Here is a 12,051-nt window from a genome sequence, read left to right on the forward strand (position 1 = left end):
CAATTTTGTTCGTTTGATCCTATTCTATGTAATGGCCTAAGATCGCTTCACGGTGGGCTTTCAGCGCTGCCGCATCGCACCAATAATCGAGGTGACACGCTCGTGGCCAGACTCAATGCCAAGCAGATGGAAGTATTCGTCGCGGTGATGACGCACGGCTCGATCACCGCCGCCGGTCAGCGCCTGAACGTATCGCAACCGGCCGTGAGCCGGATGATCGAGCGCTTCGAACAGGAGGCCGGTTTCGTCGCTTTCGAGCGGCGCCGAGGCAAGTTGGTGCCGACGCCGGAAGCGGAAATCTTCTTCGCCGAAGTCACGCAGGTATATCGCGGGCTCGATTACCTTAACGAAGTGGCGAGAGAAATCGGCACCACGCGGCGCGGCTATTTACGCGTCGGTGTGTTTCCCGCATTCGCCGAGGGCTGGATCACGGAGCGGATCGCGCGCTATGTCGCGGGGCGTGAGGAACTGCTGACGTCGCTGGAGCCGATGTCGACCGATAGCGTGATCGAAGCCGTGTCGCGGCAAACCATCGATCTCGGTATTGCGCTGCGCGCGTCGGATCGCGAGGGTTTGCGCAGCGAGGAAATCACCAGTTCGGAGATCGTCTGCATCCTGCCCAAAGGGCACCGCCTCACGGGACGACCCCTGTTGCAGCCGGCCGATCTGTCCGGCGAAGACTTCATTTCGATGGCCGCCAAGGTGAAAGCGCGCACGTCGATCGATGCGGTGTTCGATTCGAGCGGCGTCGAGCGACGCATTCGCGCGGAGACACCATGGGCATCGACGGTCTGCCATATGGTGGCGCATGGTCTGGGCGTCGGGCTCGTGATCCACGAGTCAGCGCTCGAGTTCGCGCATCTCGGCTATCACATCGCCGCGTTCAAGCCGCGCATCGACTATCGCGCGTATCTGATTACGTCGACCGCTCGCCCGTTGTCTACCGCGGCGAAGGGGTTTCGCGACATGCTGCTGCTCGAATTCAACCAGGCAAAGAAGGTGCCGCGGGCGTCGAAGCGCTGGCCGACCTGAAAGGACGATAACCGCACACAGCCTCTACAGGATGCATGCCGAGGGATGGGTTGTTCGGCCATCACGGCGCAACGTGGCCGAGCGCACAGACTACTAATACAGCTTCGTGGTCTGGTTGAGGGGTTTGGACGTCCCGACCCACCACGAAGATCCCGTTCGGACTGCGCACTGCGCAACCACAATAATGAGTACATGGGTACATGAGCTGCCGTTATGGTTGATGGCACTTGTCACGTTCGGTGTGATATTTCTCGTGGGCGCGGCCATCCATTTCATCACTGGCTGGCTTGCTGCCGGTCGATATGGGCCATCATTCAAGGCAATCTCGCCCGGTCTGCTTTCTCCACTCGGCATCATATTCGGCTTGTTTATCGCCTTCACGGCCTCGCAGGTCTGGACCGATACAGCGCGTGCCACTGTCGCGGTCGCCGATGAAGCGAGTGCGCTGCGATCGGTTGTTGTCATGTCCGCCGTTTTGCCGATCGAAGCCCAGACCGAACTGCGAAGGATGGTCCGAGACTACATTCAGTACACCACGACGACTGAATGGCCGCTCGTCGCGAAGGGAGTCGTCACGCTTAACGTTAGTCCTCCTACGCTGAACAACGCACTGACGTTCACGCTATCTCTGCCAGTCGTTACGCCTGGACAGCAGACGGCGCAGCGCGAGGTCGCGGCGTCCCTGCAGCGTGCTCTCGAAGTGCGTCGCGAGCGTATCCTGATCAGTCGCAGCGAAGTGAACGGTGTCAAATGGCTATGCCTGGCGATTCTGGCGGTGTGCCTGCTGTTCGCAATCGCGTTCGTTCATTGCGACAACCGGTTGACATCTGCCGTGGCAATCGGTCTGTTTTCGACGGCACTTGCCACAACCTTTTTGCTCATCCTCTCGCACGATAGGCCCTTTACAGGAGAGATCGCGCTGTCGCCGGAGCCGCTGCTGCAGGTGATGCCTGAGGATCGGTGACCGTTGCGTTGTTACGAACCAGAGCTCTTGCTGAAGCAGAGATCACAGTTTCCGGCGCAGGGTCTCGCTGACGCCTAGCCCTCGTCTTCGGTCAGGTCAACGGATCTAACAGGAGGGCAGCGGCAGTAAGCCTGACTGATAGCCAGCGCCCGCCATCGGCCAACAACGGGCTTACGTGGTTTCGCGGCAATCGTTGACGACTGCGTCTCGCGCTTGGTTCGAGTGGACGTGCCACCGGCAATGAGCGATCTTCCCGACCTGTGCCGCAAAGATGTGCTTGGTTTAACGCACGGTTAATCTGCAGAACTATCAGTTGGGCACCTTTTCCTCGGATCGGAGCGTTAAGACCTGTACACCGTTTTGGGTCACGGCCACGGTGTGTTCAAACTGCGCCGACAGTTGCCCATCGCGCGTGACCACCGTCCAGCCGTCTTCTTCGGTTTGGACAGAATCTCGCCCTTGATTGATCATGGGTTCGATGGTGAACACCATGCCTTCCCGCAACAACAAACCCGTCCGCGGCTTTCCCCAATGCAGCACTTGCGGATCCTCGTGCATTTCACGCCCGATGCCATGTCCGCAATATTCCTTTACGACCGAATAGCCATTTCTGCGGGCGTGCCGCTCAATGGCATGACCTACGTCGCCGAGCCTGGCACCGGGGCGAACGGCCTTGATCCCTTTCCACATTGCTTCGTAGGCCACTTGCACGAGCCGTTGAGCCAGTGGAGACACCTCTCCCACAAGATAGGTCTTACTGGAATCAGCGATGTAGCCATTCTTCTCCAGCGTAATGTCGAAATTAACGATGTCCCCGTTTTGCAGCATCTCTGTCGTGGACGGAACACCGTGACAAACAACATGGTTGCGTGAAGCGTTAAGCGCATAGGCGTAGCCGTATTGCCCTTTGCTTGCCGGGCGTGCCATGCGTTCGTTGACGACGAAGTTATCGACCAGATCATTGACCTGCATGGTCGACATGCCAATCAAGCTCATTTGATCCAGATAGCCGAATACATCCGCCAGCAACTGGCCTGACTCTGCCATCAACGCGATTTCTTCGGGTCGCTTGGTCATGTCAATGCCACATTGAGGGCTTGCGCAACGACGCCTGCGGCTCTCAGTTCACGGGTAGCTATTTCATTGAAACTCAGCGTCGGATTCATTTCGCACAACTTGCCGATCTTGATCCAGAAGGCTGCTTGCGCGTTGATCGACCGGCATGACACTGCGCTTGCCTTACGTATCTGATCGTGCAATTCGTCGTCGATATTCACAATGCCCATATCACTCTCTATATATGAAACGTATACGAATCATATATTCAAACCCTCTGACAGGACAAGCGCTTTTCGACATTAAATACGCCAGTTTGCGGATATCACCCGTAAAAGCTCAACCACCTCTCGGACCGGCCAGACCGACTGCCCGTTCCAGCGCATTCGCCTGTTCTCAAAACGCGAACAACTCAACTTTTTTCCTACCCCGCCGATATACCGCCTGAAGGCAGCATCGGATTGGACAGACACGACACGTGTTGCAGTGGCGAGTGTTGGAGCACCGAGCGAAGAGGGACATGTCTCTGCGAAACGACGCTCGCCGAACGGGAGGGCGCCGTGGGGGTGCGCCTCAAAGCCTCAAAGAAGACACGTCCAGATCGAAGCATCTTCCAGCCCCAGCTCGCACGCCAGTACGACAACCGCCGCAAACGAATGCCACCACAGGACCCATCACCCGCTCTCCACGCAGAGTCCACCCCGTTGCCAACGCCGCAATCATCGGCGACGCCACATTCACCCAATACAGGTGCCTCAAAAGGGCGGCCTTCAGGATCATGAAACGAATCCATGCCACGTTCCTCGCCGCGCTGCTGATCGCGACCATTGCTCCCGCGTGCCAGGCGCAATACACCACTGACTGGATAGCAAACACCTACGGGACCAACGCCACGCGCGTGGGCAGCGTTGCGCGCTCCATGTGGGTAGCGCCCGAGGGCGTCATCTATACGGCTTCAATGTGGGACGAAAACGAGGGCGGAGTCGCCATCTACCAAAACGGCCAAAGCACGGGGTCCATAGGAGGTCACGGCGATTTCCAGGGCGGCGCCATTACGGGTAATGCCACTTCAATCTTCGCTGCGTTGGCATTGACTACCGCTTACGGCAGCGGCGCGGTGGGGCGGTACAACCGGATCACCCAATCCCGCGATCTGCTGATCTCCGTCAGCGCGACAACGACTGAGCAGCGAGCCGATGTAATCACCGGACTCGCGACGTCGGGGTCGCTCCTTTACGCGAGCGATTTTCCGGGAAATCGCGTCCGGGTCTACACCACCGACGGCACCTGGCGGCAGGATATCAACGTCTCAGGCCCGGGCGCGCTCGCCGTGGACAGCGCAGGAAACGTCTGGGTGGCGCAGAAAAGCGCCGGCACGGTCCTCGAATTTAGTCCGGCCGGCGCGCCGCTGAACACGATCCAGATGTCCACTACGTCTCGTCCGTCCGCGCTGTATTTCGATTCATCGACGGGATATCTCATGGTCGGGGACCAGGGGCCCGACATGAACATCAAGAACTACAACATCTCGAACACGCCAGTTCTGGTCAGTACGTTCGGCATCCAGGGCGGATATCTCGACACGACGGCTGGAACAAAGGGCCGGGTCGGCGATAAGCGTTTCACCCGGGTTACCGGCGTCGGCAAGGACTCGGGCGGCAACCTGTACGTCCTCAACAACCCATGGGGCGGAAGCTGGGACCTCGGCCGCGACGGCGGCACGGACATTCACTCCTACAGCAGCTCCGGCACCTTGCAATGGAAGCTTCAATCTCTCAACTTCGAAGGGGTCGCCGCTCCGGACCCGGGTAGCGACGGCGGCTACTTCTACAGCGGCACCAACCTCTACAGCGGCACCGCAGGCGGGACCTTCGTAGCGAACACGGTCGATCCGATCGACTATCCCTCCGACCCACGCATCAACATCAACGATCCCTCTCGCGATGAGCGCTTCGGTCAAGTCGCCGCGCTCGGCATCAATCGAATCCTTGTGGCATCCGGCCAGAATCCAGATACCTTTTACTTCTTTCACTTCAATACGGCGAATGGCTACATCGCCATACCGGATGGCTCGATTCCAGGGACATTGTTCAATGCGACCGCACCCGTCAGGGACGGATTCTGCCTCGACAGCAAAGGGGACGTCTGGGCAGGTCTGGATAAGACGAACGCCATCTGGCACTATCCGCTGATTGGCTTCGACAGCAACGGAAAACCGACATGGGGAGCAGGAATTGCAACGCCCATTCCGGGCACGATCACGCCGTTGTCGCGGATCATTTACCTGCCTGATAGCGACACCATGATCCTGGCCCAAGGCCTGACCGGGAGCTCAGGCTGGACGTCGATCGGAACGAGAGTCGAGGTGTATCACGGCTGGCTCGCAGGCAACACCACCGCACCCAACCCCGTGATCAATCTCACCAGCACCAATCCCAAGTCGATCACGGCAACCGGCAACTATCTCTTCGTCGGATACGTACACACCGTACCCAACATCGATGCCTTCAACCTGACCACGGGCAACCTGGACAACACGTTTATCAACAGCAGCCCCAGCACCGTGTACGTAGGCAATGACGTGGACTCCATGTACGGCCTCAGGTCGTATCTTCGGTCGACCGGAGAGTACGTGGTCACGAAGGACAACTACAACGGTTCAAGCATCATTGTTTATCGTTGGACACCCTGATCGGCCGGCTCCGCTCTTCCTGAAAATCCACCTTGAATCCAAGGTGGGCGCTTTTGGAAGGGTGGCGCGCGATACCGGCCGTGCAAACATCCGCATTTTGCGAGTAGCATGTAACGCCTCGGCAAGCACGCGCACCGTGCTTGACCGGGTCGATCCTGCGCTCGCTCGCAGCATCGCTTAAGCCTCGAGCATCGTAGATAAAAAAACGTGCCGTACCGGAGGAGACAAAGAATGCGCAAGATGCGTTGGATGGTCATATTTCTATGCTTCCTGGCAATCGCGATCAACTATGTCGATCGCGCGAACCTCGCAGTCGCAGCACCTCAAATACAGAAGGCGCTCAACATCGGACCGGCGCAAATGGGCCTGGTAATGAGCGGTTTCTTCTGGACCTACGCGCTGATGCAAATGCCGTTCGGCTGGTTCATCGATAAAGTCGGCGCGCGTATTGCATTGCCGCTCGCAGTCGGATGGTGGTCCATATTCACCGCGCTCACGGCGGCGACCTCGAGCGTGGCGGGCATGTTCGGCTGCCGCCTGATGCTCGGCGTGGGCGAAGCGGGCGCTTATCCGGCGTGTGCGAAGCTCGTCGCGCAATGGTTCAAACCGGCGCAGCGCGCGTTCGCCACCAGTATCTTCGATAGCGGCTCGCGGGTCGGCTCCGCGCTCTCCATCCCGATTGTCGCGCTGATCATCAGCGGCTTCGGCTGGGAAGCGTCGTTTGTCGCGACGGGCGCGGTCGGCCTGCTGTGGGTGCTCGGCTGGTTCCTGATCTACCGCAATCCGTCGCGTGGGGATCTGACCGGCGAGGAAAATGCAACGCCTGTGCCGCGCGAGAAAACTTCCGGCCAGAACGTCACGTGGGCCTCGCTCTTCAGGCATCGCACGCTGTGGGGCATGATGCTCGGCTTCTTCTGCCTGAACTTCGTGATCTACTTTTTTATCACGTGGTTCCCGAGCTATCTCGTGCAAACGCGCGGTTTTTCGCTTAAGTCGCTCGGCACTCTCGGCATGATTCCCGCGCTCATTTCCATTCCCGGCGGCTGGCTGGGCGGCATCGTTTCGGACGCGCTCTATAAACGCGGCTGGAGCCTGACGAAGTCGCGCAAGACCTGCATGGTCGGCGGCATGCTGCTTTCATCGATCATCACGCTGTCGGCGTTCACATCCAGCATCTATGTGATGCTGGCATCGTTTGGAATTGCCTATGGCAGCCTCGCGTTCGCGGCTGCCAGCATCTGGTCGCTCCCCGGTGACGTGGCGCCCACGCCGGATTATGTGGCTTCGATCAGCGGTATCCAGAACTTCGCGTCGAACCTCGCGGGCATCGTGATCACCACGTTCACCGGCTTTATGCTCGCGCTGACCAAAGGGTCGTTCACGATTCCGCTGATCGTCGCGGGCGGGTTCTGTTTTCTCGGCGCGTTTAGTTACCTGGTGATCGTAGGCAAGATCGAGCCGCTGCAGATTCCGGGTGGTCAGTCGCTTGATGTAGCCGAGTCGCAGGGAGTGGGGGGACGCTAGTGGTCCGGAGGGCATTTTGCGAACGTCGACGCGATTCGACCTCCATGAAATGCCCCGGCAAGCCAACTGGAAGCTTTGTTCTCGCCGTTGAAACCGCGGCTTAACGGCTCAGCTGCTGCAGACGCTGATTAGCTTCACAGCCCGACGGAATCCTGCCGAAGCGATCCCCGCTGCCGCAGTCTTTGCTGCGTCGCATGAGAAAATTTCGCATCATCCGATGTTTCGTTGTATACTTCGTCCCCGATTGAGCAAACGGTTGTGGAGCAAGGCTGGCAGGGTGTTGACAAACCTTCCGGACCGCCGCTTTCCGGTTCAATCGGCCGACGGATTGTTGCAAATGATTGAAATAATCGGCCGCGCTGATCTCGTCCGGATCGTTGCAAAAGATGTAAAAAAGGAGTGGTAGTTCAGTTGGTTAGAATACCGGCCTGTCACGCCGGGGGTCGCGGGTTCGAGTCCCGTCCACTCCGCCAGCATTCACGAGAAAGGCGAACTCCGGTTCGCCTTTTTTATTGCCCGCTGCTGTAACATCGGGCGTTTCGTATTAGGCAGAATCGTCACGCATGCTCGACTTTTTCCGTAATCACCAACGCCTGATGATGGCCCTGTTGATCCTGATCGTCGTGCCGGGATTAGGCATTGTGGGTATCCAGGGCTTCAGCAGTTTCTTCGACGAAAACGCCAACGTCGCCAGCGTCAACGGCCACAAGATCACGCGTGTCGAGTACGACGGCGCGATGCGCCAGCAAGTCGATCGCGCGCGGCAGATGCTCGGCGCCCAGTTCGACCCGAAGATGTTCGAAACGCCGGAAATGCGCGCGTCGCTGATCGACAGCCTCGTGCAACAGCGCATGCTCTCCGACGAAACCCAGCGCCTCCACCTGACCGCCTCCGACGCAGCCGTACGCCGCGCATTGCTGGCTGATCCGACCATCGCTTCGCTGCGCAAGCCGGATGGTTCCATCGACGTGGACCAGTACAAGCAATTGCTCGCGATGCAGGGCATGACGCCTGAGCAGTATGACGAGCGCGTCCGTTATGGCCTGGCCTCGGACCAGATTCCGTCGAGTATCCAGTCCACGGCGTTCACGTCGAAAACCCTGGCGCAAACGCTGACCGAGATCGCCGAGCAGCGCCGCGACGTTCAGGGTCTCGCGTTCCGCACCGTCGATTACACCGCAAAGATCCAGCCCACCGACGCGCAAGTGAAGTCGTATTACGACGCGCACAGTGCTGAGTTCGCTACGCCCGAGTCCGCGACTATCCAGTATCTGGTGATGTCGCCGGCTACGTTGTCGGCAGCGCTCAAGCCGTCTGACGCGGACCTCAAGAAGTACTACGACGACAACATCGCGCGCTTCAAGACGCAGGCGCAAGTGCGCGTGAGCCACATCCTGATCACGGCGCCGAAAGATGCAAGCGCTGCTGATAAAACCAAGGCCAAGCAACAAGCCGAAACGCTGCTCGCGCAGGTCAAGGCGCATCCGGACCAGTTCGCCGAGATTGCACAGAAAAATTCGCAGGACCCGGGATCGGCGGCAAAAGGCGGTGACCTGGGCTATTTCAGCCGCGGCATGATTGCAGGCGGTCAGGCATTCGACGACGCCGCGTTCGGTCTGAAGAAGGGCGAAATCAGCGGGATCGTGCAGACGGATTTCGGTTATCACATTATCGAAGCAACCGACGTAAAGCCGTCCGTCACGCAGCCGTTCGACGAAGTGAAGGACGCGATCACGAAGGAAGTCGTCGCGCAGCAAGCGGCGAAGAGCCTGGCTGACGGCGCGGAAGGTTTCACCTCGACGGTGTACGAGCAATCGAAGTCGCTGCAACCCGCTGCCGATAAATACAAGCTGCAAATCCAGACGGCAACGGTTGGATCGAAGCCGGATCCGAAGCTGCCGCCAGACAGCCCGTTGAATAACACGAAGTTCCTCGCAGCCGTATTTGCGCCGGACGCGGTGAAGCAGCACAACAACACGCAGGCTATCGATATCGGCAACAGCACGCTGATCGCCGGCCGTGTGACCGACTACAAAGCGGCAGCCGTGCCTGCACTTGACACCATCAAGGACGCAGTGCGCACGAAGGTCGTGGCGGAAGAAGCCGCCGAGGCTGCGCGCAAAGAGGGCGCAGCCAAGCTGGCCGAACTGCAGAAGTCGAACTCGACTGCCGGTTTTTCGTCGGTGTCGAAGGTATCGCGTAACGACGCGCAGGGCCTGCCGCCCGCCGCGCTCGCCGCTATCTTCAAGGCGGATTCGTCGAAGCTGCCGGCTTATGTTGGCGTCGATCTGGGTACGGACGGATACGCTATTTATCGCGTGAACGGCATCGAGAAGCCTGAACCGGTGACCGCTGACCGTCTTGCCGGCGCGCAGCAGCAAGTCGCTCAGGTCTACGCGCAAGCCGAGATGGAGTCGTACCTCGATTCATTGAAGGCGCGCTCGAAGGTGAAGGTCACCAACGTGCCGACCACGTCCGATCAGTCGCAATGATCGTCGCGGTCTGAGCCGCCAAATTTGATCCGCAGAAAAAAAGCCCCGCTGGCGAAAACCAGTGGGGCTTTTTCGTATCAGGCTTCTTTGAGAGTCTAAGAAGAAGGCGCCCGATGGAAGGGTTTCAGAACGAACTACAAGACCTTCAATGAGGTCAGAGGCATGTCTGGATGTCGCCGGTGGCATCGCTGCCGGCCGAGCCCGCAGCGCGGAAGCCGACCCATGTACCGGGACCCGAATAGTTGGGGCGCACGATAGCCTTGGCGCCATCGGGCGGTTGCTGACCCGGAACGTAGACATCGGCTGCCATATCGTTCGCGAGCGTGTCCTGCGAAACCACTTGTTGCTGTGATTTATCGGCCCATTTCTGCGCGATACATTGTGCGACGACCTTCGGCGGTTGCTGGCTCGTGCCGACCTGACTGACGCCAGGGGACATGGGAGCGGCACAAGCCGAGATCGCGACGGTCATGGCGAGAATTGGTAAATATTTCACGTTACCTCCTTTCAATGCGCTCACAGCGGAGCCGGGGTTTTTCAGGGTTACGCGAAAATCTTGATTACTGAATCGTGGCCGTATTCCGCGCATGGCTAAATGCCAACCGGGCGACGCGCTGACTGGGTTATATCGATGAATCGCTTCAATCAGCAATAACCTCCGGTCATTTCGATGGCGCGCCCAGCAAAGGTCTTAAAACTGGCCAGACGTTGTTCAATAGCAAAGGCTGGGCCTGAGGGGTCGGATGAATCTGGTCCGCCTGGAACATTTCGGGGTTATTTTCAATGCCAGCCAATAGGAACGGGACTAGCGGCACATGGTTTTCTTTGGACAATTGTTCATAGACGCCGTGAAACTTTTGCGAATAGTCGGGGCCATAGTTAGGCGGAACATACATCCCCACGAGTAAAACTTTCGCGTTGGCGGCCTGTGATTTTTCGATAATGGCCCGCAGGTTCGCTTCGGTGGTGGCGAGCGGCACGCCGCGCAGCGCGTCGTTGGCGCCGAGTTCTACTATGACAATGGTTGGCTTGATGCGGTTAAGTGCAGCGGGCAGGCGGGCGAGGCCGCCGCTGGTGGTGTCGCCGCTGATGCTTGAATTGGCGACGCTATAATCGAAGTGCTCTTGCGGAAGCTTTGTGCGCAGCAACGCAACCCAGCCTGTATCGCGCGGCAGGCCGTATTCCGCGGAAATGCTGTCGCCGAGGACCACGATCGACGGTTTGCCCGCTGTGGCCGTCGTGCTTGTCCCAACCTTGGCCACAGCCGCGTCTTGCGCCGCACAAGCCGGCGCGGCGCCCGTGCATGCAATCAATGCTACATATGCCAGCGGTGCCAGCGTGGCGCGCGTTGTCCAGTTCACCTTAAGTCTCTCCATGCAAAACAATATCGAACCAGTCATTGAAGTACGGGGTTTAAGCAAGCGAGTGAAGGACGCGACGGGCGAATTGATCATCCTCGATCAGATCGACCTGTCGATCGAAAAGGGCAGCAGTGTCGCCATAGTCGGCGCGTCGGGGTCCGGCAAGTCTACGTTGCTCGGTCTGCTTGCGGGATTGGACAGCGCGACGGCTGGCTCGGTTCGCTTGCTCGGGCGCGACCTGGGCACGCTGAACGAGGACGAACGTGCGGCATTGCGCAGCGGCTCGGTGGGATTCGTCTTCCAGTCGTTCCAGTTGATGCCGCACCTGACCGCTCTCGAGAACGTGATGTTGCCTTTGGAATTGCGCGGCGACGTGCCGCACAAAGAGATTGCGATCCGTGCACGGGACCTGCTCAATCAGGTCGGTCTCGGTCAGCGGACCGCGCATTATCCCAAGCTGTTATCCGGTGGCGAGCAACAACGCGTGGCCCTTGCGCGCGCGTTTGTCACGCATCCGGCCGTGCTGTTCGCCGATGAACCCACGGGCAGTCTGGACGCGGCAACAGGTTACGCGATCATTGACCTGATGTTCGAGATGAACCGGCGTAATGGCGCCACGCTCATCCTGGTCACGCACGATATCGAGCTGGCCGAGCGATGCGACGCCACGGTGACAATAGAAGCAGGGCGCCTTGTGAATGGCCTAAGCGTGTAGTTGGTTTCGTTCGCACTCGGGGGTGATTGTAGTGGTCGGGGGTGGTCGGGGTGGTGCCGGGGTTGGTGGTTTCTGCGTTAGCGGTCGGGGTCAATGCCGGGTTGCTGCTTTCAGTGTTAGTGGTCTGCGAGAGTTGGATTTTCTCTTTATCACTGTTAGCCACTGTGCGTGGCGGCACGTCATTTCTTTGTCCAAAGCGACAAAGAAACGAAGCA

General features: G+C 58.9%; 10 protein-coding genes and 1 tRNA gene. 7 read left to right on the forward strand and 4 right to left on the reverse strand.

Annotated elements, in window-relative coordinates; translation table 11 throughout:
• Positions 1-102: 102 nt before the first annotated feature.
• A complete protein-coding gene (locus GSQ93_RS11885; protein WP_158935841.1) occupies positions 103-1,032 on the forward strand; it encodes a LysR substrate-binding domain-containing protein in 930 nt (309 codons plus the stop codon).
• A gap of 184 nt (positions 1,033-1,216) precedes the next feature.
• Positions 1,217-1,996, forward strand: a complete 780-nt coding sequence (locus tag GSQ93_RS11890; protein ID WP_174254608.1) for a DUF4239 domain-containing protein — start codon at positions 1,217-1,219, stop codon at positions 1,994-1,996.
• 309 nt (positions 1,997-2,305) lie between these two features.
• On the opposite strand, the gene map is transcribed toward GSQ93_RS11890, so the two are convergent.
• Positions 2,306-3,073 (reverse strand): type I methionyl aminopeptidase, encoded by a 768-nt coding sequence (gene map, locus GSQ93_RS11895; RefSeq protein ID WP_158935842.1) that lies wholly within the window; start codon positions 3,071-3,073, stop codon positions 2,306-2,308.
• Positions 3,070-3,282 (reverse strand): ParD-like family protein, encoded by a 213-nt coding sequence (locus tag GSQ93_RS11900; protein ID WP_158935843.1) that lies wholly within the window; start codon positions 3,280-3,282, stop codon positions 3,070-3,072. The genes map and GSQ93_RS11900 overlap by 4 nt, the downstream gene beginning before the upstream one ends.
• Before the next feature lie 548 nt (positions 3,283-3,830).
• On the opposite strand from GSQ93_RS11900, the gene GSQ93_RS11905 reads away from it, so the two are divergent.
• The 4 genes from GSQ93_RS11905 (at position 3,831) to GSQ93_RS11920 (ending at position 9,760) form a co-directional block, all read left to right on the forward strand.
• Entirely contained in the window at positions 3,831-5,744 is a 1,914-nt protein-coding gene (locus tag GSQ93_RS11905) for an SMP-30/gluconolactonase/LRE family protein (protein ID WP_158935844.1), read from the forward strand.
• Between the two features lie 231 nt (positions 5,745-5,975).
• A complete protein-coding gene (locus GSQ93_RS11910) occupies positions 5,976-7,268 on the forward strand; it encodes an MFS transporter (protein WP_158935845.1) in 1,293 nt (430 codons plus the stop codon).
• 396 nt (positions 7,269-7,664) lie between these two features.
• A tRNA-Asp gene (locus GSQ93_RS11915) sits at positions 7,665-7,741 on the forward strand.
• A 90-nt stretch (positions 7,742-7,831) separates the two neighbouring features.
• Complete coding sequence (locus GSQ93_RS11920; protein ID WP_158935846.1) at positions 7,832-9,760, forward strand: SurA N-terminal domain-containing protein; 1,929 nt, start codon at positions 7,832-7,834, stop codon at positions 9,758-9,760.
• A 154-nt stretch (positions 9,761-9,914) separates the two neighbouring features.
• Here the strand turns inward: GSQ93_RS11920 and GSQ93_RS11925 are convergent, their stop codons facing one another.
• Complete coding sequence (locus GSQ93_RS11925) at positions 9,915-10,256, reverse strand: hypothetical protein (RefSeq protein ID WP_158935847.1); 342 nt, start codon at positions 10,254-10,256, stop codon at positions 9,915-9,917.
• Between the two features lie 166 nt (positions 10,257-10,422).
• Entirely contained in the window at positions 10,423-11,136 is a 714-nt protein-coding gene (locus tag GSQ93_RS11930) for an arylesterase (RefSeq protein ID WP_254073850.1), read from the reverse strand.
• On the opposite strand from GSQ93_RS11930, the gene GSQ93_RS11935 reads away from it, so the two are divergent.
• A complete protein-coding gene (locus tag GSQ93_RS11935; protein ID WP_158935849.1) occupies positions 11,135-11,836 on the forward strand; it encodes an ABC transporter ATP-binding protein in 702 nt (233 codons plus the stop codon). The two genes, GSQ93_RS11930 and GSQ93_RS11935, sit on opposite strands and share 2 nt — an antisense overlap.
• Positions 11,837-12,051 lie beyond the last annotated feature (215 nt).

Source organism: Burkholderia sp. S171, from assembly GCF_009766085.1.
Taxonomy (GTDB): domain Bacteria; phylum Pseudomonadota; class Gammaproteobacteria; order Burkholderiales; family Burkholderiaceae; genus Caballeronia.

Coding starts and splice junctions, on each gene's coding strand:
- GSQ93_RS11910 (WP_158935845.1), top strand. CDS start 5,976: ATGCGCAAGATGCGTTGGATGGTCATATTTCTATGCTTCCTGGCAATC.
- GSQ93_RS11900 (WP_158935843.1), bottom strand. CDS start 3,282: ATGGGCATTGTGAATATCGACGACGAATTGCACGATCAGATACGTAAG.
- GSQ93_RS11890 (WP_174254608.1), top strand. CDS start 1,217: ATGAGTACATGGGTACATGAGCTGCCGTTATGGTTGATGGCACTTGTC.
- GSQ93_RS11905 (WP_158935844.1), top strand. CDS start 3,831: ATGAAACGAATCCATGCCACGTTCCTCGCCGCGCTGCTGATCGCGACC.
- GSQ93_RS11920 (WP_158935846.1), top strand. CDS start 7,832: ATGCTCGACTTTTTCCGTAATCACCAACGCCTGATGATGGCCCTGTTG.
- GSQ93_RS11930 (WP_254073850.1), bottom strand. CDS start 11,136: ATGGAGAGACTTAAGGTGAACTGGACAACGCGCGCCACGCTGGCACCG.
- map (WP_158935842.1), bottom strand. CDS start 3,073: ATGACCAAGCGACCCGAAGAAATCGCGTTGATGGCAGAGTCAGGCCAG.
- GSQ93_RS11935 (WP_158935849.1), top strand. CDS start 11,135: ATGCAAAACAATATCGAACCAGTCATTGAAGTACGGGGTTTAAGCAAG.